Annotated in this window: 19 protein-coding genes; 11 read left to right on the top strand and 8 right to left on the bottom strand. The window is 68.2% G+C overall.

The genetic code is table 11. The annotated features are described in order from the left end of the window. Positions 1-11 precede the first annotated feature (11 nt). From C1A15_RS09900 to C1A15_RS09870, 7 genes are all read left to right on the top strand, one after another. Positions 12-3,407, top strand: a complete 3,396-nt coding sequence (locus C1A15_RS09900; RefSeq protein WP_101722412.1) for an InlB B-repeat-containing protein — start codon at positions 12-14, stop codon at positions 3,405-3,407. Positions 3,408-3,416: 9 nt separating this feature from the next. Beyond that, positions 3,417-3,950 carry a hypothetical protein gene (locus tag C1A15_RS09895; RefSeq protein ID WP_101722411.1) on the top strand — a complete coding sequence of 178 codons (534 nt, stop codon included), beginning with the start codon at positions 3,417-3,419 and terminating at the stop codon, positions 3,948-3,950. An 80-nt stretch (positions 3,951-4,030) separates the two neighbouring features. Further along, entirely contained in the window at positions 4,031-4,615 is a 585-nt protein-coding gene (locus C1A15_RS09890; RefSeq protein WP_101722410.1) for a hypothetical protein, read from the top strand. A gap of 7 nt (positions 4,616-4,622) precedes the next feature. Then, the gene (locus tag C1A15_RS09885) at positions 4,623-5,165 is read left to right on the top strand and encodes a hypothetical protein (protein ID WP_101722409.1); all 543 of its coding nucleotides are present in this window, start codon (positions 4,623-4,625) and stop codon (positions 5,163-5,165) included. Continuing rightward, positions 5,158-6,189, top strand: coding sequence for a hypothetical protein (locus C1A15_RS09880; RefSeq protein WP_146001844.1), 1,032 nt, complete (start codon positions 5,158-5,160; stop codon positions 6,187-6,189). Before C1A15_RS09885 ends, C1A15_RS09880 begins: the two co-directional genes overlap by 8 nt. Beyond that, positions 6,176-6,475 carry a hypothetical protein gene (locus C1A15_RS09875; RefSeq protein WP_101722407.1) on the top strand — a complete coding sequence of 100 codons (300 nt, stop codon included), beginning with the start codon at positions 6,176-6,178 and terminating at the stop codon, positions 6,473-6,475. Before C1A15_RS09880 ends, C1A15_RS09875 begins: the two co-directional genes overlap by 14 nt. Positions 6,476-6,958: 483 nt before the next feature. Continuing rightward, complete coding sequence (locus C1A15_RS09870) at positions 6,959-7,513, top strand: hypothetical protein (RefSeq protein ID WP_245864992.1); 555 nt, start codon at positions 6,959-6,961, stop codon at positions 7,511-7,513. A 196-nt stretch (positions 7,514-7,709) separates the two neighbouring features. Here C1A15_RS09870 and C1A15_RS09865 read toward each other — a convergent pair whose 3' ends face one another. Beyond that, complete coding sequence (locus C1A15_RS09865; RefSeq protein WP_101722406.1) at positions 7,710-9,254, bottom strand: aminotransferase class I/II-fold pyridoxal phosphate-dependent enzyme; 1,545 nt, start codon at positions 9,252-9,254, stop codon at positions 7,710-7,712. 165 nt (positions 9,255-9,419) lie between these two features. Beyond that, positions 9,420-10,418 carry a VanZ family protein gene (locus tag C1A15_RS09860; RefSeq protein ID WP_101723761.1) on the bottom strand — a complete coding sequence of 333 codons (999 nt, stop codon included), beginning with the start codon at positions 10,416-10,418 and terminating at the stop codon, positions 9,420-9,422. Positions 10,419-10,691: 273 nt separating this feature from the next. Here C1A15_RS09860 and C1A15_RS09855 point away from each other — a divergent pair, with 273 nt between their 5' ends. Genes C1A15_RS09855 through C1A15_RS09845 form a run of 3 tightly spaced genes read left to right on the top strand, consistent with a single transcriptional unit; the run spans position 10,692 to position 14,549 of the window. Further along, positions 10,692-11,336: a GNAT family N-acetyltransferase gene (locus tag C1A15_RS09855; RefSeq protein WP_180953065.1), complete on the top strand. Its 645-nt coding sequence runs from the start codon at positions 10,692-10,694 to the stop codon at positions 11,334-11,336. Next, positions 11,333-11,971 (top strand): TetR/AcrR family transcriptional regulator, encoded by a 639-nt coding sequence (locus tag C1A15_RS09850; RefSeq protein WP_101722404.1) that lies wholly within the window; start codon positions 11,333-11,335, stop codon positions 11,969-11,971. Before C1A15_RS09855 ends, C1A15_RS09850 begins: the two co-directional genes overlap by 4 nt. A gap of 55 nt (positions 11,972-12,026) precedes the next feature. Next, entirely contained in the window at positions 12,027-14,549 is a 2,523-nt protein-coding gene (locus C1A15_RS09845; protein WP_101722403.1) for an excinuclease ABC subunit UvrA, read from the top strand. Positions 14,550-14,609: 60 nt separating this feature from the next. Here the strand turns inward: C1A15_RS09845 and C1A15_RS09840 are convergent, their stop codons facing one another. Together C1A15_RS09840 and C1A15_RS09835 are read right to left on the bottom strand one after the other, a co-directional pair. Continuing rightward, positions 14,610-14,948 (bottom strand): hypothetical protein, encoded by a 339-nt coding sequence (locus C1A15_RS09840; protein ID WP_101722402.1) that lies wholly within the window; start codon positions 14,946-14,948, stop codon positions 14,610-14,612. Beyond that, positions 14,941-16,278, bottom strand: coding sequence for a Y-family DNA polymerase (locus tag C1A15_RS09835; RefSeq protein WP_101722401.1), 1,338 nt, complete (start codon positions 16,276-16,278; stop codon positions 14,941-14,943). Before C1A15_RS09835 ends, C1A15_RS09840 begins: the two co-directional genes overlap by 8 nt. A 177-nt stretch (positions 16,279-16,455) precedes the next feature. Between C1A15_RS09835 and C1A15_RS09830 the strand changes: the two genes are divergently transcribed. Continuing rightward, the gene (locus C1A15_RS09830) at positions 16,456-17,412 is read left to right on the top strand and encodes a hypothetical protein (RefSeq protein ID WP_101722400.1); all 957 of its coding nucleotides are present in this window, start codon (positions 16,456-16,458) and stop codon (positions 17,410-17,412) included. A gap of 295 nt (positions 17,413-17,707) precedes the next feature. Here C1A15_RS09830 and C1A15_RS09825 read toward each other — a convergent pair whose 3' ends face one another. The 4 genes from C1A15_RS09825 to C1A15_RS09810 form a co-directional block, all read right to left on the bottom strand. Further along, positions 17,708-19,495, bottom strand: a complete 1,788-nt coding sequence (locus C1A15_RS09825) for an ABC transporter ATP-binding protein (RefSeq protein WP_101722399.1) — start codon at positions 19,493-19,495, stop codon at positions 17,708-17,710. Positions 19,496-19,526: 31 nt separating this feature from the next. Continuing rightward, the gene (locus C1A15_RS09820) at positions 19,527-21,713 is read right to left on the bottom strand and encodes a YhgE/Pip domain-containing protein (protein WP_101722398.1); all 2,187 of its coding nucleotides are present in this window, start codon (positions 21,711-21,713) and stop codon (positions 19,527-19,529) included. Next, on the bottom strand, positions 21,706-24,339 hold the full coding sequence (locus tag C1A15_RS09815) for a YhgE/Pip domain-containing protein (protein WP_101722397.1): 2,634 nt from the start codon (positions 24,337-24,339) through the stop codon (positions 21,706-21,708). The genes C1A15_RS09820 and C1A15_RS09815 overlap by 8 nt, the downstream gene beginning before the upstream one ends. A gap of 140 nt (positions 24,340-24,479) precedes the next feature. Further along, complete coding sequence (locus tag C1A15_RS09810) at positions 24,480-25,793, bottom strand: FAD-dependent oxidoreductase (RefSeq protein ID WP_101722396.1); 1,314 nt, start codon at positions 25,791-25,793, stop codon at positions 24,480-24,482. Positions 25,794-25,848 lie beyond the last annotated feature (55 nt).

Below are 25,848 nucleotides of genomic sequence, written 5' to 3'. Positions count from 1 at the left end.
AGGAGGGGACGATGGGTCACGCGAACCGCGCGCCGTTGGGCGCGGCAGGAAAGCTGCTGGCAGCGGCCCTGTCGCTGGCGCTGGCCGCCTCGTGCCTGCTCGTCGGCTTCGCATCCGCCGACGACGAAGGGGCCGAAGAGCCTGCGGGCCGGCCCGAGGCCGTCGAGGCCGCGCAGCCCGGCGAGCCGGAGGCGGCCGACGGGAAGGGCGTCGACGATGCGACGGCGGAGCCCGAAACCGAAGAGCCCCCGGCCGAGGGCGCGCTGCAGGCAAGCGCCCTTCCCCCAAGGCAGGATTCGGATGCCGTGGAAGATCCCGCAGAAGACCCGGAGGCCGAGCCGGAACCTGAACCGGCGTGCGAGCCCGAGCCCGTCCAAGCCCCCGGCGTCCCCGACGGGGAGCCGACCGAGGAACCCGCCGTCGAGCCGTATGCCATCGGCGACCTCTTCGTCTACGAAGGCATCCGCTACTCCATCATGTCCGCCGCAAGCGGCAGCAGCCTCGGCAAGGTGAAGGTCGGCGGCGGGACGAACAACTGCGTGGCAGAGCTTCCCGCCGACGGCGTGGTCACCATCCCCGAGGGCGGCGTCGTGACCCGCGTGACCGGCGGGGTGCGCTACTACTACGACGTGACCCGCATCGCGAACAACGCGTTCAAGGGCGTATCGGGACTCAAGCAGATCAACCTGCCCAGCACGCTCAAGTCCATCTACATCACCGCGTTCGAGGGAACGAGCCTCACCTCCATCACCATCCCCGCGAACGTCGATTACGTCGACGTGAAGGCGTTCGAGGGCGCGACCATGCTCAAGTCCGTCAACGTCGACCCCGCGAACCAGGCGTTCGCCTCGGACGACGGCGTGCTGTACACGAAAGACTTCAAGAAGCTCTACCGTTGGCCCGAGGGCAAGATCGGCCACCGAGCCGTCATTCGAAAGGAAGCCTCGTCCATCGAGGATCGGGCCTTCGCGAACACCCCCGTCACGGAGATCGTGCAGCTGGGCTGCATCCACAGCCTAGGGGGCAGCGCGGCGAGCGTCTTCGCCGGCATGGACCGCGCCAATGCGAAGGTATGGGGCAACGGATGCGTCAGCTGCACGGCGCTTCAATCGCAGGCAAGGTGGAACAACTGGGGGTTCCCCAACGCCAAGGGCTTCCCAGAGTGGCGGATCGACGTAAACTACGATGACATCAAAACCCCCGGTTCCACCTCGCAGGCCCCCGGGACGAAACTCGCGAAGCCCGCCGACCCGACGCGCACGGGCTACACGTTCGGCGGCTGGCACAAGGAAGCCGGCTGCACGACCGCCTGGGACTTCGCCAACGACGTCATGCCCGAAGAGGACCTGGTGCTCTACGCGAAGTGGGAGCCCATCTGGTACGTCATTAGGTACAACCTTGACGGTGGAAGCGGAACGCCGCCTCCCGCGGTAGGCTTGCACTACGACGTCGAAGTAAACCTGTATCCGACGAAGGGGGTCGAATCCAACGGCACGCCGTGGGAGATGTCCCGTACCGGCTACACCTTCGGCGGCTGGCGCACGGTCACGAACGCGCAGGCAGCCGCCGGAGAGCCGGGCAAGACCTTCGCGGAAACGGAACGGGTCAAGAACCTGACGACCGTCTCCGAGGTGGTTGACCTCTACGCCGTCTGGGTGCCGAATTCCTACACCGTGAGGTTCAGCGGGAACACCGCCACCTCGGGCGCGAACCCGGCAAACATCGAGACTACGTACGACGCGACGGTCACGATGCCGGCGAACCCGTACGCGAAGACGGGCTATCTGTTCAAGGAATGGAACACGAAACAGGACGGCACGGGAGCGGGCTACGACGCGGGCGAGGAGATCAAGGAGGCGAACCTCACCGACGTCTCCGGCGGCTCGGTCACGCTCTACGCCATCTGGGCGCCCATCAAGTACAAGGTCAACTTCCATTCGAACGGCGGCGCGCACGACGTGTCCCCGGACGAGCACGACGTGAGCTACGACGAAGAGTTCACGCTCCGGGAGAACACGTTCACGAAGACGGGTTACCTGTTCAAGGAATGGAACACGGCGCCCGACGGAAAGGGAAAGGGCTACACGCCGGGCAAGGTGTACAAGAACCTCGCCACGACGAACGACAAGACCGTCACGCTCTACGCCGTCTGGGTTCCCGTATGGTACAACGTGCGATACAACCTCGACGGGGGCGTCGGGACCGCGCCCCCGACGCAGGGCGTCTCCTACGACCAGGAGTTCGCGATCCTGCCCCGCGGGGGCTACGAGTCGGACGGCACGCCGTGGGGCAGTTCCCGCACCGGCTACGCCTTCGGAGGGTGGCGCACGCTGCCCGCCGCCGACGTCACCCCGGACAACCCGGGCAAGATCTACGGCGAGTTCGAGAGCGTGAAGAACCTCTCCTCCACCGACAAGGCGGTAGTCGACCTCTACGCCGTCTGGGTTCCCGTATGGTACAACGTGCGGTACAACCTCGACGGGGGCGGGGGCACGCCTCCGCCGACGTGCGGCGTCTTCTACGACCAGGTGTTCCCGATCCTGCCCGACGAAGGCGTCGGGTCGGACGGCACGCCGTGGAAGATGTCCCGCACCGGCTACGCCTTCGGAGGGTGGCGCACGCTGCCCGCCGCCGACGTCACCCCGGACAACCCGGGCACGGTCTACGCCGGGTTCGAGAACGTGAAGAACCTCGCCTCCGTAAACAACGCGGTGGTGGACCTCTACGCCATCTGGAAGGCGAACTCCTACACCGTGAAGTTCGACGGTAACAAGGGAACGGGAGCAGGCCCGGAAGACATCGTCGCAAAGTACGACGCGACGGTCACGATGCCGGCGAACACCTATGCCAGGGCTGGATACTCGTTCAAGGAGTGGAACACAAAGGCCGACGGCACGGGGACGGGCTACGCTGCGGGCCAGGAAGTCGAGAAGGCGAACCTCACCGACGTCGCCGGCGGCTCCGTCACCCTCTACGCCGTGTGGGCGCCCGTCGTCTCGGTGGACGCGCCCCTGACGGCGGCGGTCGGCGTGAGCGCGCAGGGCACCGCGACGGCCGGGACGGCGACGTTCGCCTCGCGGTCGGTGGTACCCCTGAAGGTGGCAACGGCGACGTGCGCGACCGTGCCGGGCGCGAACGGCACGGAAGCGACGTTCCCGAAGGCCTCCCAGTGGCCTTCCATCGCAGTCGTGCTCGAGGCCGGCGCGGCCTCGGCCAGGCTGCCGCTCGGGTCGGCCCCGGTCGCGCTCTCGGGCTTCACCGTGCCTGCGGCGACGTCCGGCGCCCTCGGCGAGCTCTCCGCCACGTTCGGGCTCGACTTGCCGAGCCCGGTGGACGTCGCAGGGCCCCCGGCCGATCGGCGCGGCCCGTTCGCGAACGTCACGTTCACCTTCGAGATCGAGGAGTAGGAGCCGACGATGGCCGAACGCACCGAAACCGAGAGCAAGGCCGGATCAGCGAGGAAGCGCATCGCGCTGGCGCTCGCGATCCTCCTGCTGCTGGCGTTGGGCGCGGGCGCGCTGCTGCTGTGCGGGCAGAGCGGCGCCGGCCCGTTCTTCGACGCGAACGCCAAGGTCGGCCAAGCGCCGTACAAGTCCAAGGAGCAGATGCAGGAGGAGCTCGGGCGCGTCGTCGCGGAGGGCATGTTCAACATCTCCATCGCCTCGGTGATCGAGTTCCCCAGCGCAAGCGAGCCAGGCACGGCCTACATCGAGAACGTCCCCGGGAACCGCTACGCCATGAAAGCGGCCGTCACGCTGGACTCGACGGGCGAGACCGTCTACGAGTCGGGAGGCATCGCGCCGGGAAGCTACCTGGAGGACATCGTCCTCGCGAAGCGCCTCGAGCCCGGGGAGTACGAGGCCACGGCCCTGTTCACCGCGTTCGACGTCGACACCTTCGACGAGGTGGGCAAGGCCGCGGCGCGCATCACGCTCATCGTGAGGGGGTGAGGGCATGCACGCACGGGACCGGGGCGGCTAGCGCGCCCCGACACGCAACGACCGAACGTAACGACCGAAGGAGGAACCCCATGAAGAAAACCGCTATCACCCTGGCATTGGCGACGACGCTCGCCCTCGGCACGGCCGTGCCCGCGTTCGCCGCGAACACGGCGGGCGCGACGGGCACCGACGGCTTCAGCTCCAACAACGCCACCACCGAGGTGTCGGCCATCCCCGACGCCAGCCAGATCGCGGCCACCATCCCGCTCAAGGTGTCCGTCGTGGCGCCGATGGCGGGCGGCGCGATCACCGCGCCCGCGGCTACCGACTACAAGATCACGAACAACTCCTTGTTCGACATCTACGTGACCGAGTTCACGCCCACGTCCAAGAGCGATTGGCAGATCGTGGCTTCCGACCCGAGCGGAGCGGCGGCGGGCGGCAGCCGCCACGGCGACATCCAGGCCACGCTGAACACGCTGCAGCTCGTCGAGGCCACCACGACCTCCATCACCGCCGCCCAAGCCGACGATTGGAAGGCTGCGGCCAACGCGGGCACGCTCGGCCTCGCGCTCGCGGGCAAGAACTCGCAGCTGACGAGCGTCACCGCCGATAGCGCCGAAGCGGTCATGGACATCGTGTACAAGATCAGCGCCGCGAAGCCCACAGCCTAGGACAGCGGTGGAACCGTCCAAGCACACGGCCGAGGAGCGCCCGAAGCGGAGGAAGCCTTCCCTCGCCCTCGCCGCGGCGCTCCTCGCCCTGCTCCTCATCCTCGCGCCGCTCGTGCTGCTGGGCCTGCGCACGTGCTCGCCCGACGCGGGCGCGCGCGACCCCAACGCGGCGCTCGGCCAGCTGGACGGCAAGAGCCCCGAGGAGATCCAAGCGGCCCTCGGCGACCTCGTGGCCGAGGGCATGTTCAGCATATCCATCGCCTCGGTCGCGGAGTTCGCCGACGGGTCCTCCGAAGGCGAGCTGCGCATCGAGAACGCACCTAACAACCGCTACCTCATGAAGGTGACCGTCATGCGCGACGATACCGGCGAGGCCGTGTACGAAAGCGGCGTCATCGAGCCGAACCACCATATCCAGCGGGCGCGCCTCGCCGTCGACCTGCCGGCGGGCACGTACCCGTGCACCGCGTCGTTCGAGGCGCTCGACCCCGAGACCGAGCAGCCCGTCGGGCGCGCCGAGGCCGGGGTGCGGGTGATCGTCCATGGGTAGGAGGATCGCCGCCTGCTTGGCCGCCGCGTGCCTGCTGGCCTGCCTCGGCGCTCGCCCCTGCTACGCCGACGCCGCCCTGGCGACCGAGGTGTCGCTCATCCCCTCAGCCGAGCAGATCGACCGGCTCCGGCTCTCGGTGACCGAGAGCTTCGCGGCCCCGCGCCTCCTCATCGCCCATGAGGAAAACGGCGACGGCGCTCCGAAGTACGACCTGCATGCCGTCGCCGAGGGGACGGCGCCCTACGCGTTCGAATGGCGCTGCTCGGTGGACGGCGGCGAGGAGTCGCTCGTGAAGCGCTCCGGGCAAGACGGCGACGGACGCGACCGCTTCGAGCTTTCCGCACGGGCGTTCTCGCTGCTGCACGACGGCTCGACGCATCGCTTCACCGTGACGGTCGCCGATGCCGAAGGGCGCTCGACCAGCGAGAGCATCACCGTCGTGGCCTCGTCGGAGTACGCCGAGCGCGCCCTGCCGGCCCGCGACGCGCTGCCGCGGGTCGAAAGCTGGTGGATGCACGATCGGGCGCGGCTTTCCGTGGCGGAGCTCGAACCGGGCATCGACGGCTACGAACGCCTGCAGCGGGAGGCGGGGGAAGCCCGCGTCGCCTCGGCGTGGCGGCTCGCGCTCGAGGGGCCCGACATGCCCGCGCCGCTGCACGTCGGCGCCCTCGCCGTGCGCCTCCCGGTTCCCGTCTCGTTCCCCATCGGCGCGACGCACATCGCAGTGCTCGGCATCGACGCGTCCGGCAGCGCGTCGCGCCTCAGCGCCCGCGTCGAGGGCACCGGCGCGGAGCGCGCGGCCGTGTTCGAGACGGACGGGCTGGGAGACTTCGCGCTGCTCGCCGACGCGGGGATGCCGACGGCGCGCACGACGCCGCCGGGCCTGTCGCCGCGCACGGGCGACGGGGCGCTGGCTCCGACCTTCGCAACCGTTGCCGCAGGATCGCTGTGCGTGGCCATGCTCGCGCTGTTCATGCGCCGCGAATCGCGCGAGCGGGAGGGTTCGGCCCATGGCGCGCTCTAGCAACAGGCGGGTCGAGGAGACGAAGGCGCAGCTGCTCGCCTGCCTCGCACGGCACGCCGACGAGCGCGGCGTCACCGAGCCGCTCCCCTGGCGAACCATCGAGAGCGAGATGGGCGCGTCCATCCCCCGCTGCCGCTGCGCGCTCGGCAAGCTCGAAAGCGAGGGGCTCGTCGTCCGAAAGCATCTTTTCGCACCCGACGGCGGACAGAAGGCGAACGTGTTCCGTCTCTCCCGGAAAGCGAACGCCGCGAGCGCCCCTCCCGCAGAGCGGCCGTCCCCCGAATAGCGAGCACAACGCAACCGCGCCGGAGGCATGCGAGCCAGCGCGCCGCCTTTCCCCGTTCGCGGCAGAAACGGAGGAGATATTCGTCGTCGTGCGGCCCGTCGAACCGCTGCAGCATCGACCGTTCGAGCCACACGCAACGTTTTCCCAGGTCGGCTGAGAACTCTAGGCTCGGAAAGAGCGGAAAGAGCGGCGGGTCGAGGGTCTCGCGTCTCCCCGCGACGAATATCTCGCCGAATCTGCCACGAACCTCCCGATCGACAGCTCGGCCGGCAGCCAGCTTCTCGACGAACCCGCACCGAACGGCCCCGTACAGCCCGTACGCCTACCAGGTTCGACCCCTGGGCGACCCGATGCGGCCTGCAAGCCTACCAGGTTCGGCTCCGGGCGACCCGATGCGGCCTGCACGCCGAATCCGACGCGGTTTCCGCCCGAAAGACACGCGGTTCCAACGCGTTTTCCATGCCGTTCCAACACGGATCCAGCATGGACCAACGCGGATCTAGCGCCGGAAAAGTTCTCGTTCACCTGGTCATATTTCGTGGTATGCTCGCGCCATGCCCTCTTCACGGCGCTCCTCGGGCCCGCAAGGCGCTTCCGCATGTGCTGGGCATGTCGGCATCGCCGAGGGAGTCGACGTTGTCCATGCTCCTCACCTTGCCGTACGGCCATGGCGGCAGCAATATCTCCCACCCGAAGATGAACGCGCCCGTACCCGTCGGCAAACGGAACGCATGGGCGACCGGGCGATCCTGTTTCCGCTGCGACCTGCTATGGCCCGAGCGAAACGTGGCCGTCGAATACGACAGCACCCTGTGCCACACCGGGGCGACCCGCATCGCCGAAGACGCTTCCCGGAGAAACGCGTTGGAGTCCCTCGGGCTCACCGTGCTGACGGCGACTTGGCGGCACGTGGCGAACCGCCAAGAATACCTTCGCTTCACCCGCATGCTTGCAGCCCACTTGGGAACCAGGGTGCGGCCGAGCTGCGAAGACTACGCCAGCAAGCAGTTCGGGCTTCGCGCTGAGCTGCTGAGCTAAGCCCGCCGGCAACGGGAGTCGACCGTCGCGTTCGCTCCCCACGTTTCGCATTGCCGCAGCTCAGACGATCGCGCACGAACGAGCGGCGCGGAAGGGCGTCCGAAGGCGACGAATTTCCCCGCCGAATCTGCCACGAAACCGAGGTTCGGTTGCGCACGACGATCACGCTACCGCGCGCGACCGCGCGCACGGCGCGCTACGCCTGGCGGTAGCGGCTCAGGAAGTCGCCGAGGTCGCGCATGGCGTCGCCGAGCACCTCGATACGCGGCAGGTACACCACGCGGAAGTGGTCGGGCTTCTTCCAGTTGAAGCCGCCACCATGCACCACGAGCAGGCGCTTCTCATGCAGCAGGTCGAGCGCGAACTTCTCGTCGTCCACGATGTTGAACTTCTTCACGTCGAGCTTCGGGAAGATGTAGAAGCCCGCCTTGGGCTTGACCGCGGTGACGCCGGGGATGTCGTTGAGCGCGTTGTACACGTATTCGCGCTGCTCGTACACGCGGCCGCCCGGCACGATGTAGCCTTGCACGCTCTGATGGCCGCCGAGCGCCGTCTGCACGATGGACTGCGCCGGCACGTTCGAGCACATGCGCATGTTGCACAGCATGTTGACGCCGAGGATGTAGTCGCGCGCCCGCGCCTTGTCGCCCGACAGCACCATCCAGCCGATGCGGTAGCCCGCCACCATGTGCGACTTCGACAGGCCGCTGAACGTGACGCAGAACACGTCGGGCGCCATCGAGGCGATGGAGATATGCTCGAGGCCGTCCATGACGATGCGGTCGTAGATCTCGTCGGAGAAGATGATGAGGTTGTGCTCGCGCGCGATGTCGACGAGCTCTTGGAGCACCTCGCGCGGGTAGAGCGAGCCGGTGGGGTTGTTCGGGTTGATGATGACGAGGGCCTTCGTGCGGCTCGTCACCTTGGCTCGGATGTCGTCCATGTCGGGGTACCATTCCGCCTGCTCGTCGCACACGTAGTGCACGGGCGTGCCGCCGGCCAGCGTCACGCAGGCCGTCCACAACGGGTAGTCGGGCGAGGGCACGAGCACCTCGTCGCCGTTGTCGAGCAGCGCGAGCATGCTGAGGTTGATGAGCTCGCTCACGCCGTTGCCGGTGTACACGTCGTCGATGTCGACGCCCTCGATGTGCTTGAGCTGCGCGTACTGCATGATGGCCTTGCGCGCCGAAAACAGGCCCTTCGCCGACGAGTAGCCCTCGCACTCGGCCAGCTGGCGGCTCATGTCGAACACCATCTCCTCGGGCGCGCGGAAATCGAACGGCGCCGGGTTGCCGATGTTGAGCTTCAGGATGCGTGCGCCGGCCTCCTCCATGCGCTCGGCCTCCTCCACCACCGGCCCGCGCACGTCGTACAGCACGTTGTCCAGCTTCGTCGACTTCTTGATCTCGCGCATGGGCTCGCTCCTCGGTTCGGTGGTTTCGGGTTCAGTTCCGGTTTCGGCTACGGCACGGGGGGCTTCGGCGGCAGGAGAATCATCGCGAGCGCCGGGTTCAATTTCTGCGCCCGTCAACAGCCAGGCGGGTTCGACTTCCAAGATGTCCGCCAAGACGCGCACCACCGGGGCACGGGGAAGCGTTTTGCCGTTCGCATATTGGCTGACCTGGCTTTTCCCCAGCCTCATGCCCTGTTCGGCCGCCAGCCTGATAAGATCGGCCTGCTTGAAACCCTTGGCCTCCATCGACCGGGCAAGGCGGTCCGCAAACGTTTCCTGCTGGCTCATAGGCCCTCCGTAGTTCAATTTCCATGTCAGATAAATTGAACTCATTGAACCACGATATTGAACTTGAACCTGCCAGGAATCGTAAAGTTCATTTTATCGGCACCATCCCGCGGGCGGACGGTAAGCGAACGCGCGCAGGGATCGATGCGGTCGGCACCGGGGGCGTCACACGTAATCGTAGGGCATGCGCCGCGCGAAGGCGTAGAACAGCAGCACGGCCGGCACGGCGAGCGGCGAGAACGCGAGGACGAATCCCAGAACGAGCAGGCGCGCGACGTAGAAGGCGAGCCGTCGCCATCCCTCGCGCGGACGCGTCTCGCAGGTCATGCGCACGAACCCGCCTCCAAGCGTGCGGCCCTGCCGAAGCCAGGGGACGACGCCCTCGAACGCGACGAACACCGCCAAGGCGACCGCCGCCTCCCACCGGGCGCCCTCGGTCCACGACGAATCGCCCGCCGCGTGCAGTACGAGGCTCGCGGCGGCCATCGAGACGACGAGCACCCCGCCCGCCGCCGCCAGGTCGATCCACAGCGCCACGGCGCGGCGGACGAGGCCGGGGCGGTCGGTCACCTGCCCCTCGGGCGCGAGCTCGCCCGGCGGCAGCAGGCGCGCGGCGAGCACGGCGAGGCCCCACCCGACGGCGGCTCCCGTCGTGTTGCAGAGAAGATCCAGCACGTCGAACATGCGGTACGCGTACGGGTGCAGGCCGAACAGGCCCGTGAGCTGCGCCGTCTCGATCAGCAGCGAAGTGCCGAAGCCCAAGGCGAGCGTCGGTGCGAACCGCCAGCGCAGCATGCGCCCCACGATGAAGCCGAGCGGGACGAAGAACGCGACGTTCGCCACCATGTCCGGCAAGGCGCGCACGCCGTCCTTCGCGAGGTCGTCCAAGAAGCCGAGCGGGTTGAACCGCGGAGGGATGCCGTACGTGATGCCGGGGCCGGAGGCGCCGTCGGGCAGCGGATAGAGCGTGAAGCACCCGAGCCCCAGCACGTAGAGCACCGCGAGATAGGCCGTCACCGCCGACGACGCGCGCAGACGCCCGTCGCGGTGGTACAGGTATGCGAGGATGGGCAGCGTGAGCGCCAGCGACGCCAGCGGCCACAGCGCCACCGCCGCCGAGAAGCTCTCGCTGAAACGTCCGAGGAACTGCGCTATGAAACCCACGACGACCTCCGTCTTCCCATCCGCCATGCCCTGCCATGCAGCTCCAGTATGCCGCCTCGGCCTTGCCCCAGGCTTGCCTGTCGCTTACGGCGTCCTTACTTCTTCGTAAGGCGCAGGTGGAGAAGCGGCCGCATGCCAACCGGTTGCGACTGGATATCCGAGCGCCGACACGGACGCGACTACGCATCATACTCATTATGTGTACTTTTGTTCACTTTTATGGAAAAGCCTTATTCTGGAAAGCAGGGAACGGAATCGAGAAAGGCGTGCACTATGCAAAACGACCGGATAACGTTCAAAGAGCTCCAGCGCCGGGACTTCGACATAGCGACGAAATTTGCTTTGACCGGTATGCACCTGGATCGGTACGCAAGCGGACTCGCGCTCAAGCTGTACGCGAAAGACGTCTTCTGCGAAGCCCTCGCACGTTGCACCTTACCCCTCGCTGCATACGACGGGAATCGGCTGACCGGCTTCCTCCTTGCCGCGTTCGAAGGAGAGGCGCATCCCTACGCGCGTTCAGCCCAAGCGCGTTTCCATCGCATGTTCACGGCTCTTTCTAAGCTCGTGCCCTACGCCGCCGCCGAGGAGCCATACGATCGCGCCAACGAGGAGATGCGCGAGGAGCTGCCCTTCGAACCCGACGGGGAGATCGTTCTATTCGCGGCCGACCCAGCTTGCCAAGGTCGTGGCATCGGCACGAAGCTGCTCAACGAGCTCTCGCGGCTGAGACCGGGAAAGCGCGTGTTCCTCTACACCGACGACGCGTGCACGTACCGTTTCTACGAAAGCCGCGGCTTCGATAGAATGGGCAAGCGACGCGTCGAGCTTCCCCTCCCGCAGGGTACCCTGTCCATGGAGAGCTTCCTGTACGCGAAGACGTTGCCCGAATCATCCGAGCAGAAGGAGCGAGCATGATGGACGAGAGCGCTGCGTCGCTCGGGCCGAAAGCGAAAGCGACCAAGGACCGCATCGCCGCAGCGGCGGCGCGAATCCTCGTAGAGGACGGACCCGATCGGCTCACCCACCGAAGGGTCGCAACAGCGTCCGGTTCGTCTTTAGGTTCCGTTACCAAGTACTTTTCAAGCATAGAAGAACTCAAGCGCGCCGGTTACGAGCGTCTTTCGCACGTTATCGACGAAGACTACCGCACCATGCTCCAAGTCGCGTCGGCCGCCGGCAACGACATCGAGCAAACGGTTCGAGCCCTGTATGCGCGTTTGGAGAGCCCGGACAACGCGCGAGCCGATATCGCGCTGCACCACGCCTCGCTGTTCGATTCGAGGCTGCGCTCCATGACGACCGAAGCCGCAGAGGCATTCGAGGCATCGCTTGCCAAGCTCATCGGTCGCGAACAGGCGCTCGCGGTTTCGATCTACATCGACGGACTCGTGCTCCGCACCTGCACGCACGGAGAACCACCCACCGTCGAGCATATCGCGCACGCGATCAAGGCCTTGCTGTCAATGGAGGAAGCGCCGCTGCATCTTGCAGCACGGCACCCGTTAGCGAACGAAACGCAGAAAGGCGCGGAAAACGCCCGAGCTCTGTGAAAGGTGCATTACCATACTGGGCAAAGCCCTTCGACAGGAATGAGGAATCGTAGGCATGGAACCGCTAAGCCGCCGCGAACCGCCCGCCCCCGATCACATCCAGGTGCGCGGGGCCCGCGTGCACAACCTGAAGAACGTCGACGTGGACATCCCGCTCGGCCGCCTCGTGGCCATCGCGGGCGTGTCGGGGTCGGGCAAGTCGTCGCTCGCCCTCGGCGTGCTGTACGCGGAAGGGTCGCGGCGCTACCTCGAGGCGCTGTCCACCTACACGCGGCGGCGCCTCACGCAGGCGGGACGCGCGGCGGTCGACGAGGTGCTCCACGTTCCCGCCGCCCTCGCGCTGCACCAGCGGCCCGCCGTACCCGGCGTGCGCAGCACCTTCGGCACCTCCACCGAGCTGCTAAACAGCCTGCGCCTGCTGTTCTCGCGCACGGGCAGCCACGTGTGCCCCAACGGCCACCGCGTGCCGCCCACGCTCAACGTGGCCGCCGAGCGCCCCATCACATGCCCCGTCTGCGGTGTGGAGTTCTACGGGCCCGGCGCCGAGGAGCTGGCCTTCAACAGCGAGGGCGCCTGCCCTGAATGCGACGGCACGGGCATCGTGCGCACCGTGGACGTCTCGTCGCTCGTGCCCGACGAGACGCTCACCATCGACGAGGGCGCCGTCGTGCCGTGGAGCACGCTCATGTGGGACCTCATGAAGCAGGTTGCCCGCGAGATGGGCGTACGCACCGACGTCCCGTTCAACCAGCTCACGCCCAAGGAGCGCGACATCGTGTTTTCCGGCCCCGCCGAGAAGAAGCACATCCTGTACAAGGCGAAGAAGACCGACGCGTTCGCCGAGCTCGACTTCACCTACTTCAACGCCGTCCGCACCGTGGAGAACGCGCTGTCGAAGGTGAAGGACGAGAAGGGTCTCGGGCGCGTGGCGCGCTTCCTCAAGCAGGGCACCTGCCCCGTCTGCCACGGCACGCGCCTGTCCGAGCAGGCTCGAAAACCGCACGTGGCCGGCATCAACCTGGCGCAAGCGTCTCAGATGACCCTCGACGAGCTCGTCGGCTGGGCGGACGCCGTGCCGAACGGCCTGGCTCCCGAGATGCGCCCGATGGCGGAAAGCATCGTCGAATCGTTCCAGCATACCGCGCGCCGCCTCGTCGACCTGGGACTGGGCTACCTCGCGCTCGACCGCGCAGGCTCCACGCTGTCCACCGGCGAGCGCCAGCGCGTGCAGCTGGCCCGCGCCGTGCGCAACCGCACCACCGGCGTGCTGTACGTGCTGGACGAGCCGTCCATCGGCCTGCACCCGTCCAACATCGACGGGCTCATCGAGGTCATGCGCGACCTCATCGCCGACGGGAACTCGGTGGTCATGGTGGACCACGACGCGCACATCCTGCGCGCGGCGGACCATCTGGTCGAGATGGGGCCGGGCGCGGGCGCCGACGGCGGCCGCGTGATCGCCCAAGGGTCGCTGGCCGAGGTGGAGGCGGATCCGGCCTCGCTCATCGGCGGCTTCCTGTCGGGCGCGGAAACCGTGCGCGTGTGCGAGCGCATCCCCGCGGACGAGGTGTTCGCTCGCGGCCGCATCGAGCTGGCCACCGACGCGCTGCACACCGTGAAGCCGCTCGAGACGGCCATCCCGCGCGGCCGCCTGACCGCCGTCACCGGCGTGTCCGGCTCGGGCAAGACCACGCTCGTGCTGGAAAGCCTCATCCCGGCGCTGGCGTCGAACGCGAGCGGCAGCGCGCTCCCCGCCCACGTAAAGCGCGTCGAGGCCGCGGGCATCGAGCGGGCGAACCTTATCGACGCCACGCCCATCGGCTCGAACGTGCGCTCCACCGTGGCCACCTACGCCGGCGTGCACGACGAGCTGCGCCGCGCCTTCGCGCGCACGCCCGAGGCGAAGGCGGCCGGGTTGAAGGCGGGCGACTTCTCCTACAACACCGGTCGCTTGCGCTGCCCCGTCTGCGACGGCACGGGCTCCATCAGCCTGGACGTGCAGTTCCTGCCCGACGTGGACATCGTCTGCCCCGCGTGCGAAGGCTCGCGCTACGCGCCCGAGGCCGATCGCATCCACCGGCCTGGCGCCGGTTGCGACGAGCCCGGCTGCACGCTGCCCCAGCTCATGTCCATGACGGTGGACGAGGCGCGCACGCCCGCATCCGACCTGAAGAAGGTGCGCGCCCGCCTCGACACGCTGCACGACCTGGGTCTGGGCTATCTCACCCTCGGCGAGGCCACGCCGGCGCTCTCCGGCGGCGAGGCGCAGCGCCTCAAGCTGGCCAGCGAGATGGGGCGCGCGCAGGACGACGCCGTGTTCGTGTTCGACGAGCCCACCATCGGCCTGCACCCGCTCGACGTGCGCACCCTGCTGCGCGTGTTCGAGAACCTCGTCGCCCACGGCGCCACCGTGGTGGTCATCGAGCACGATCTCGACGTCATCGCAAACGCAGACTACGTGATCGACCTCGGCCCCGGAGGCGGCGCGTCCGGCGGCCGCATCGTCGCCGCCGGCACCCCTGAGGAGCTGGCGGCGAACCCCGCGAGCGTCACGGGAAGGTACCTGCAGCAACATTGAACATGCGTCCGAAAACGCACGGTCGGCCGTAACACGCGTTTTATGCCCGAATAACGCGTGTTACGGCCGACGATTCCCGCCGCCAAGGTGAATCTCCCAGACGTCGTCGAAGGCGATGCGGGTACGGACGATGGTGACGGAGCGTGCCGCGAGGTCGATGTCGCTCACCAGGCCGTGCGTCGTCACGTACGCCTCGCCGTCGTAGTGGACGACGCTCGCCATCGTGCGGCGCTCCATCCGGGCGAGGCGCTGCGACAGCTCGAGCGCCTGCTCGTCGGTCAGGTCGCGCTTCGGCTCCACCACGCGCTCGCGTTCGCGGATGAGATCGTAGTAGCCTTTGAGCGCGGCGAAGGGCATGAACTGCTGGGCGCGGTCGGCGCGCGGTCGGCGCTCAGGCATGGTGGCCCCCGATCTGCTCGTTGCGCTCGCGCGCCGTGGCCTTCTCCTTCAAGCTGGTCCCGCGCAGAAGCGCGTTCTTCCCGAAGCGCCCCTTCACGGCCAGCACGGCCTGCTGCAGCCGGAGCTCCTCGGCCTCCGCCTCCGCATCCGAGAACAGATCCATCGTGGCGAATTCCTCGGGGAGCACCCCGCCGACGCCCACGTTGATGCGGCGGATGGGCGCGTCTTTGCGCGTAGTCTCGTCGAACAGGTCGAGGAAGCGCGGCATGAGCTTCGAGTAAAGGTTCGTGCGATCCGCCTGCCTGCGCGTGGATCCGGTGTGAGGGAAACCACGGCGGCCGCTTGCGGGGCGCCTGCCGTGGCCGCCGTCGAAGAACGCGCCGTCCGCTTCGCCCGCAGGCTCGCCTGGACCTTTCGCGTACCCCACGTACAGCGATATCGATCCGGCTACGAGGCGCTTCTCCACGAGGTCGAGCACGAGCTGGTCCACCATCTCCTTGAGCACGTCGCGCGCTTCCTCGAACGAGTAGTCGCAGGGCAGCACCTGGCCGTTCCCCAGGGAATGGCCGCTCGGCTCGTAGGCGTGGATGTCGGCGATGGTGCACGGTTCAACGCCATGGGCATGGTCGATCAGGTACTCGGCGTTCACCCCGAATTCGCGGTAGAGCGTGGCCTCGCTCATCTCGCACACGCCGCGCAGATCGTACACGGCGTACTTCGCCAGCCTCTTCGCGATGCCAGGACCGATGTTCCAGATATCGGTGATGGGCCGGTGGGTCTGGATCGAGCGCTCGAACTCGGCCTGATCGAGGTAGCCGATATGGTCCTCGGCGTGCTTCGCCGTGATGTCGAGCGCTACCTTGGCGAGGAACAGGTTCGGACCGATGCCCGCGGTGGCGCAGACGCCCGTGTCGGCCAGCACCGCGTCCATGAGCATGACGGCGAACTCCTTAGGCTCCATCCGGTACAGCGCGAGGTACGGCGTCGCGTCGATGAAGCACTCGTCGATGGAGTATGCGTGGACGTCCTCGGGCGACACGTAGCGCAGGTAGATCGAGTAGATGTCGGCCGACGCCTCCATGTAGCGCTGCATGCGCGGACGTGCCATGACGTAGTCCACGCCTTCAGGAATCTCGAACACGCGGCAGCGGCTCGACAGGCCGAGCGCCTTCATCGACGGCGTGATGGCCAGGCAGATGGTCTTCTCCGTGCGGTCGGGATCGGCCACGACAAGGTTCGCCTTCAGCGGGTCGAGCCCGCGATCGACGCACTCGACGCTGGCGTAGAAGCTCTTCAAGTCGATGCACACGTACGTGCGCTCCTTCGCCACCGCCGCCTCCTCGCTTCTCGATAACCAAAACGTTTGTTCGTACAGTATAGCGCTTTTCTACGCCGATCCAACGCGGATCTTACGCGGTTTCCCACCCGTTCCAGCGCGGTTCGCACGCCGTTCCAGCGTCGCGAAATCGTCGTTTCACCTGGCTGTACGCCATGGTACACTCCCCGCATGCACACGGTTCTCGCCTACACGTCCGCGCTCGAATTCTGGCGCTCGCCCCTCAGCGACGCAGGGCTTTCGCGCGCCACGTGCCGTATGCGGAACCTGCCGGAAGCCGCGCCGAGCGCAACCTCGGCCAAGGGGATCGTCCTCGCTTCCGCAGGCGCGCTCTCCGCGCCGTTGCACGTCGTCGCCCTCGACGGCCATCGAAAGGCCACCGGCGATCTCGTCGTCCATCAATCCCCGGAGCTGCCCTCGAGCTCCTTCCGGACGATCCCGGTTCCCATCGGCGCCGAAGCGTTCGTCATCAGCCCCGAGCTGCTGTTCGTCCACCTGTCTTCCGTCCTGAGCCTTCCCCGCGCCGTCCACCTGGGCTGCGAGCTGTGCGGCACGTACGCCCCCGACGAAAGCCAACCGTTCGGCGTCAGAGGCAGGACGCCGCTCACCACCCCGGCCAAGCTGGCGAATTACCTGGACAGGGCCGGAGGCGTGCGCGGCGTGAAATCCGCGCGCAAGGCGCTCCCCTTCGTGGCGAGCGGATCGGCGTCTCCCCGCGAGTCCACCCTGTGCGCATTGCTCACGCTCCCCTACGTGCAGGGAGGAAGCAACCTGACGCAACCGCTCATGAACGCCGTCGTCCCGCTCGGCAAGCGGGCAAGCTGGACGACCGAGAGCAGGTTCTTCCGTTGCGACCTGCTCTGGAAGGACAAGAAGGTGGCCGTCGAATACGACAGCACGCTGTGCCATACCGGCGCGACGCGCATCGCCGAGGACGCCTCGAGGCGCAACGCCCTCGAGTCGCTCGGCTTCACCGTGGTGACCGCCACCTGGAAGCAGGTAACCGACTATCGCGAGTACAACCGGTTCGCGCGCATCCTCGCCGGGCATCTGGGCAGAAGGATCAGGCCCCGCTGCAGCGAGTACCCCTCCCGGCAGTTCGCGCTTCGCTCCGAGCTGCTCCGCTAGGAGGCGAGTCCGCCCCACGCGCGTTCGTGGCCGAATACGACGGCTGTACGTCGTCAAAATGGGCAAGCCGCCCGGCTTTCGTCGCCATATTCCGATCGCTTCTGCGTTTCCCCTGATCGCACGAGTTCGGTTGATCGCCGCCGGGCGAAAGCGGCCGCTGACACGACGTACAGCCGTCGTATCCGGCCACGTTCGACGAAATCGCTTGCGCGGGACAGACGGCGAGGGGCGAAACGCGGACGGCACGGCGCTGTCGCGCCGCCCGCATGCCGCCCGCGCGCGCAGCCCGCCCGACCTACTCCAGATACGCCCCCGTCTGCCTGCTCCACAGGTTCGCGTAGGCCCCGCCGGCCTCGATGAGCTCGGCGTGCGGGCCGTCCTCCACCACGCGGCCGTCGTCGAGCACCACGATGCGGTCGAGGCTGGCCACCGTCGACAGGCGGTGCGCCACCACGATGGCGGTGCGCCCGCGCATGAGCGTGGCCAGCGCGTCCTGCACCAGCTGCTCGCTCTCCGAGTCGAGCGCGCTCGTGGCCTCGTCCAGCACGAGCACCGGGCAGTCGGCCAGAAGCGCCCGCGCGATGGCGATGCGCTGGCGCTGGCCGCCCGACAGCTTCACGCCGCGCTCGCCCGTGACGGTGTCGAAGCCCTGCGGCAGCCGCTCGATGAACTCGAGCGCGTTCGCCTGGCGCGCCGCGTCGCGGATCTGCTCCATCGTGGCGTCGGGCCGCCCGTAGGCGATGTTCTCCGCGATGGAGCGGTGGAACAGCAAGGCCTCCTGCGGCACGTAGGCGATCTGGCGGCGCAGCGATTGCTGGGTGGTGTCGGCGATGTTCTGGCCGTCCACGAGGATGCGCCCCTCCTGGATGTCGGACAGTCTCAGCAGCAGCTTCGTGAGCGTGGTCTTCCCCGCCCCGCTCGATCCCACGAGGCCCACGCGCTGGCCGGCGGGGATGTGCAGGTCGAGGTCGTCGAACACCCGCGTGCGCGCGTCGCCGTCGGTGTACCAGAAGCCGATGTCCTCGAAGTCGATGGCGCCCTCGCGCACCTCGAGCTCCGGCGCGTCGGGGGCGTCGGCCACCAGCCGCGGCTCGTCGAGGATCACGGTCATGCCGCTCGCGTCGCCGAACGCGCGGTTGAAGCGCTGCAGGCCGTTGTTGATGAAGTTGAACTGGTTCGTCACCGTGTAGGTGTACGTGAACATCACCACGAGCGTGCCCGGCGTGATGCCGTACCAGGCGTTCCCGCCCGCGATGAACACGGCCACCACGCTCATGATGGCGATGGTGATGCACGCCGTCACGATGCCGCGCGTGAGCGACGCCCACATGCGCTTCGAGTCGCGCGCCACCACCTCGCGGTTCGCCTGGTCGAACAGCCCGCGCTCGTAGTCCTCGCGCCCGTAGGTCTTCACCGCCAGGATGTTGGCAACCGAGTCGGACAGCTCGCCCGACAGCTGGTTCTGCGCGCTGGCCGCCTGCTCGTTGAGGTGCAGGATGCGCTTGTACATGTAGTAGGACACGCCGGCGTACACCGCGAGCAGCGCCATGAGGATGGCCACGTACACCGGCACGCGCGGCGCGAGGATGGCGCACGTGAACACCACCGAGCAGATGACCGGCAGAAACGGGAAGGTGATGGTTTCCAGCAGCAGCTGGTAGGCGCTCATGAACTTGGTCGTCTGGCTCACCAGCGTGCCGCCGAAGCGGTTGGAGTGGAACGACATCGACTGGTTGGACAGCGCGTCGAACGACATGGTGGCCAGGTCGTAGGAGGCGGCGATCTGCAGCCGGTACATCGCGTAGTCCTGCACCTTGCTGGCCGCCTGGCCGGCCACGTTGATGAGGATGAGCGCGACGATGTAGGGGCCGAACACCGCGAACACCTCGTCGGGCGCCACCGAGCCCGCGCTCACGCGGTCCACCACGAGGCTCATGACGTAGGGGTTGCCGTACGACAGCAACGCCACGAACAGAAGCGTCGCGGTCATGAGCGTGGCGAACAGCCCGAGATGTTTGCGGGTGACCAGCCAGAAATAGTGAAGCGTGCGACGCGTCGTCGACGGTACGCCGGTTCGTGCCATGCGGAATTCCTCTCTCGTCTCTTCCGCACGATTATCCCACAAGTTTGGAGGACTCCACCTCTTCGACGTACCACGTCATGAACTTGGCAAGCGGCCCCCGCAGCACGAGCCCGATGAGCGCGGCGGGGATCAGGAACAGCGCCAGCAGCCCGATCTCCCACCAGAAGTCGCCCCCGTAGGTGCCGAACATGGCCGCGCGCATGGCGTTCACCACGTGCGTCGCGGGCAGCCAGGGGCTCAGGGCCTGCACGAACGGCGGCAGCAGCTGCAGCGGGAACGAGCCGCCGCATCCCGTCACCTGGATGATGAGCAGCAGCACCGCCACGGCCTTGCCGAGGTTCGCGAACGCCGCCACCAGCGCGTAGATCAAGAACGTGAACACGAGCCCCGCGATCCAGAAGCACAGCATGAACAGCAGCGGCTCGGCCACCTGCACCTGCAAGAACAGCAGGTTCCCGAGGCCCATCACCGTCGTCTGCGCGAGCGACAGGAACGCCAGCACGCCAAAGCGCCCCATGAACAGCTGCCGGGGCTTCGGATCGTCCAGCTGCTCGCACGTGCGCTCGGACACCGTGGGCTTCACCACCACGAGAATCAGCAGCGACCCGATGAACAGGGCGAGCGTCGTGTAGAGCGGCGCCATGGCCGAGCCGAAGTTCTCGGCCGGGAACACGGCTGCGCGCTCGATGCCCACCGGCGCCGCGAGCGCCCGCGACAGCAGCTGCGCGTCGGCGCCGAGCACCGCGCGCAGCGCTCCCGCGTCGCCGGCCGCCAACGCCTCGTCCACATCGGCCGCCAACGCGTCCAGCTCGCGCGCCGTCTCGCGCAGCTCCCGAACCGCCTCGTCCACCTCGGCCCTCGCGCCGCCCAGCACGTCGGCGGCCGAGCCGGCCGACGAGGACAGGTCGGCGCCCGCCGCGCGCAGGCCGTCCAAGCCGTCGCCCATGGCAGCCGCGAGGACGCCCGCGCTGTCCGCGAGCTGCTGCAGGCTCGGCTTCAGCCCGCCTTCGAACGAGGTCGCGAGCGCCTCCGAGCTCTGCCGCGCCTCGTTCGCCAGGCGCTCGACCTCCGCGCGTTCGGCCTGCACGTCGGCGTTGCCCGACTCCAGCTTGCCCGCGGCGGCCGCCAGGTTGTCGCGCATGCCCTCCATGAGCCCGACGACGGCGTTCAGCCGTGCGACGACGGCGTCGAGCGCCGGCTGGCTTTCGGACGGCAGCGAGCCGCGCAGCTGTTCGAGCTGGGCGGCGAGGTCGCGGTACCGCGCGATCTGCGCGTCGAGCGCCTCGGCCTGCCCGCGCAGCCCCGCCGCGCCCTGCTCGGCGCCCGCCGAGGCGGCGTCGAACAGCGCGCCGGACGCCTCCGACGCCTCCGCGAACGCCTCGCCGCCCGCGCCGAGCGCCGCCGAAAGGTCGTCGACGGACCCCTTCACGGCCGCCACCATGGCGGATGCCGACGAAGCGCCCTCGGACGCCGCGTCGCCTGCATCGTCGGCCGCGCCCTGCGCGGACGCGATGAGCTTCCCCGAATCGCCGACGAGCGCCTGCGACGCTGCGGCCAGCGACGAGTACAGCTCCAGCACCGACGCCATGCGCTCCGCCTGCGCGCCCATGTCGCGCACCTGCCCGGACACGGCGGCGATGCGACCGTCCACGCCGGCCTCGTCGGCATAGCTCGACATCGACTCGGCGATACCGAGCGCCACTTCGGACAACGTTTGGGCGAACACCTCGTTCACCTGGTAGGACACGGAATCCGCGCCCTTGTCGGTGATCTTCGGCGCGATGGCGCTCTTCTTCTCGTTGGCGTAGTAGACGATCTTCGCGTGCTGCACGTCGTCGGAGTAGAACGTTAGCATGTCCTTGCTGAACCCCTCGGGGATGACCACCGCCGCATAGTAGCGGCCCGAGCGCGCGCCGTCCACCGCGTCCTCTTCGTCGGTGAACGTCCAGTCGATCTCGTCGTTGGCGCGCAGGGCCGCCACCACCCGCTCGCCGACGTTCACGCGCAGGGGCACGAGCTCGCTCTCGTAGCCGTCGTCCACGTTCGCCACCGCCACGGTGAGGTTGCCCGTGTTGTCGAACACGTTCCAGCACGCGATGACGTTGTACCACGCGAAGATGGACGGCATCACCACGAGCCCGACGACGATGATCGCGCTCATCGCGTTCGCGAACAGGCGCTTGAAGTCGCTGCGCACGATGCGCACTACGTTACCCACGAGCGCCGCCCCCTCCCGCGCCCGGGGCGGCTGGCGCGTCCGGGCAGCCCGCCGCCGCGCCGTCGGCGTCGTCGTCCGACGAGCGCACCATCCGGTTGCGCGCGCTTCCCAGCGCGAGCAGCCCCTCGTCGCTCATGCCGTCGAGCCGCATCTGGCGCTCGAGGCCGGCGCGCAGGCTCTCCAGCACCACGAGGAACACGAACACGGCCACCATCCACGCCAGCCACGCCGTGAGCAGCTGCACCTTCTCGGCGGGCGTGAGGGCGAACACCACCGTGAGCGCGACGGGCACCGCGAGGCCCAGGGCAACAGCCCCGCGGATGAGGCGCGGGTACCAGCGCGCGAAGCGCATCGCGCGTGCCCGCAGCTCCTCGCGGTACTCCTCCTTGTCCGACAGCGCCCTGAACAGCTGCGACGCGCGGTACGGGCGCGCGGGTATCTCCACGTCCTCGCCGTTGAAGAGGCCGCTCTCCCGCACCTGGCAAGCCACCATGCGGTTGACGTTCGCCATGAGGGGCCGCACGAGGATGCCGAAAGCCATGGACAGCGCGAAGAACAGCGCCAGCATGCCCAGCGCGGCCGCGTACTGCGAGCCGTAGAAGCCGAAGATGGCCTCGCGCATGGCGGAGATGCCGTAGGTGAAGGGGAAGAACGGGTAGACGGCCTGGAAGAAGCTCGAGGTCATCTCGACGGGGTACAGCCCCGTGGCGCCGGGGATCTGCGCGAACACGAGCACGATGCAGATGCCCTTGCCGATATGCTGCAGCGTCACCGACAGCGCGTAGATGATGCTGAGGTAGGAAAGCGAAGCCACCGAAGCCGCGAAGAACAGCGCGGGCGCGTCGGCCGCCTGCACCCCGATGGCCAGCACGCCGGCGCAGCAGACCACCGCCTGCAGCACGGCCATGACGGCCAGCAGCAGGAAGCGTCCGAGGTAGCGCTGCGTCACGGTGAGGTTGCGCACGCCTTCGCCGTCCACCTCCTGCTTCATGATGACCAGCAGCATGAACGCCCCGATCCAGAACGTCAGGTTCATGAACAGCGGGGCCATGGCCGAGCCGTACGCGTTCAGCTCGTAGAGCTGCTCGGTGACCAGCTCGGTGGGCGACCCCATGAAGTCGGCGATCTTGGCCGCATCGAGGCCGTCCTCGCCGAACGCCTGCGAAAGCGCGCCCGACCCGCCGAGCGACAGGACGTCGGTCTGCACGGTGCCGAGGCCCTGCTCGAGATCGGCCAGGATGGCGTCCGTCTGGCCGAGCGCCTCGCGGGCCGTGCCCAGCGTGGAGGCCAGCTGATCGAGCGCGAGCCCGGTCTGATCGACCAGCAGCTGCTGGTTCGACACCACTGCCGAAAGCGACGCCGAAGCGGCGCTCAGCTGCGCGAGGCTGCCGTTGATCGTAGGCACCGTCGTGGAGAACAGGCCGTCCGCGTACGCGCCTGCGGCGTCGGCGGCCCTGTGCGCCGCAGCGTCGAAGGAGGCTCCCGCCCGCGACACTTCCTGCGCAAGCTCGCCCGCTTGCGCGTTCGCGCCGGCTAGGCCGTCGAGCGTCACCTGCGCGTCGTCGGCGCGCTGCTCGAGCGCGTCGGCGACGGCGGCGAGGGGCTCCTTGGCCGGGTCGCCGTCGAGCAGCGCCTGCGCCGTCTGGCGCGCCTGGGCGGCCAGCGCCCTGCTCTCGTCCACGGCGGCTTGCCCCTGTACGATGGACGCGCCGATGCCCGCCTGGGTCTCGCCCACCGCCGCGGCCATGCCGCCGACGGCCCCGTTCGCCTTCGCCGACGCCTCCGACACCGCGCGTACGGTCCGGCTCACGGCGGGCATCGCCGACGAGGAGAGCTCCGCCGCGTCGCTTTGCAGCTGAGCGGCGATGCTCGCGATGGAGCCGAGGGCGTCGCTCGCGGCGGCGATCTCGGTGCGCGCCCGGTCGAGCGCCTCCTTCGAGCCGTCCACCTTGGCCCGTGCCTCGTCCGTGGCCGCGACGATGCCCCCGAGCGAGGAGCGCGCCTCGGACACCGTCTGCACGGCGCCCGCCACCTTCGCCGCCGCCCTGCCCTTGGACTCGTCCATGGCGTCGCTCGACGCGCCGAGCGCCCGATCGACGGCGTCGGCAGCGACGTCGCTCACCGTGGAGACGAACGTGGAGTTGATGGTCTCGTCGAGCGTGCTCGCGCCCGTATCGGTGATCTTCGGCGCCACGGGGCCCGTCTTCTCGTTCACGTAGTAGGAGAGCTCGGGCTGTTGGAAGTCGCCGGTGGTCAGCGACAGCAGCCGTTCGGTGAAGTTCTCGGGGATGACGAACGCGGCATAGCTCTCGCCCGCGCCGAGCTCGCCCATGGCGGTGCCGCGATCGACGAACGCCCAGTCGAGCTGCGTGTTCTCGCGCAGCTCCTCCACGATCATGTCGCCCACGCGCAGCTCGCCGGTCAGCTCGCTCGACCCGCCCGCGTCCTCGTTCACCACGCACACCCGCAGGTTGCCGGTGTTGTCGTAGGGGTTCCAGAAGCCGACGACGTTGTACCAGGTGTACACCGACGGCAGCACGAGCAGCGCGATCACCACCACGAGCGCCGGCGGCACTTTGAGCAGCCGCAGCACATCGCGCTTGAACACGCGCAGAACGTTTCCCATGCCCGCAGGCTCCTCTCATCGCTCGTCTGAAACAACCCGAGCAATGATACCTCCTCCGTTGACGCTCCGTCAGCCCCGATTGACGCTCGCGCGCGTATCGTCAACGGCGAGGGTCGGCGGAGCCGCTGCGCCGCGCCGTCCTAGCCCCTCGGGGCCTTGATGGGCTTCGTGGCGGGACCGTCGGCCACCGATCCGTCTGCGGAGAAACGCGAGCCGTGGCAAGGGCAGTCCCACGTGTCCTCCTGGTCGTTGTGCTCGAGCGAGCAGCCGAGATGCGAGCAGCGCTTCCCCGGCTTCACGAGGTTCGCCGCCGACACGCCCATGTTCGAGAACAGGCTGGGATGCAGCATGGACCGCTCGGGCGAGAACAGCTCGTCGACGGCGCTGCGGCCGTTCACGATCATGTCGGCGATGGCACGGGCGGCCACGTACGAGCCGGTCATGCCCCATTTGTTGAACCCGGTCGCCACGTAGTGGTTCGGCTGCCCGGGGCGATGCACGCCGATGTAGGGCATATGGTCGAGGCTCATGCAGTCCTGCGCCGCCCATGCGCAGCGCTCGGCGCTTCCCGGGTACGCTTCGGCCGCGAAGGCGCGGAGCTTGGCGTAGCCCTGATCGGGATGCGGCCCCTCGCCCGTGCGGTGCCCGCCGCCTCCCAGCAGCAGGTAGTCGCCGTAGGTGCGCAGCGAGTAGCCGCCGCCCTCGCCGATGAACATGCCGTCCACGCCCGGCGCGTCCTCGAGCGCGAGCGCATAGGAACGCTCCTGGTGGAGCTTCATGAAGTACAGCCCCGGCACGTTCACCAGCGGGTAATGCGTCGCGAACACGATGAAATCGGCCGTGATCGAGCCGTGCGGGGTCTTCGCGACGTTGTCCGAAACGTCCGTGACGAACGTGTGCTCGTACACGTCGACCCGGGGCAAAAGACCGTAGAGGAGCTTGAGCGGGTTGAACTGGGCCTGGCGCTCCATGCCGAGCGCCCCCATGTTCGCCACCGGCACCGGCGCGCTCGGCATCGTACGGTGCGGGATGCCGAGCCGCTCGTAGGCGTCCTGCTCGCGCTCGAGGTTCTCCGTCGTGCCCTCCGCGTACACGTAGGCCGTGCGCTCCTCGAAGTCGCAGGGCACCGAGCGGGCCAGGTCGCGCAGCCCCGCGACCGCCGCCTGGTTCGCCTCGAAGTAGAGGCGCGCCCGGTCGGGCCCTTCCTTCTCGATGAGCCGGTCGTAGACGAGCCCGTGCTGGGCGGTCACCTTCGCGGTGGTGTTGCCCGTGGCGCCCGACCCGACGCGGTCCGCCTCCGCCACCACGCACCCGCACCCGATCTTGCTCAGGAACGCGGCGCACAGCATGCCCGCCATGCCCGCCCCGATCACCAGCACGTCGGCCTTGACGTCGCCTTCGAGCGTCTTACCGTCGTCGGCCCTCTTCGTTTCCTCGGCCCAGATAGAGGTCATGGCCTGCCCTTCCGTCCGTGTTCTTTGCAGTCCTACGAATGATCGCGCACGGGCG

The sequence above is a fragment of the Eggerthella timonensis genome (assembly GCF_900184265.1).
In the GTDB taxonomy this organism is placed as follows: Bacteria; Actinomycetota; Coriobacteriia; order Coriobacteriales; family Eggerthellaceae; genus Eggerthella; species Eggerthella timonensis.
This window is presented reverse-complemented; position numbering and strand designations above follow the sequence as displayed.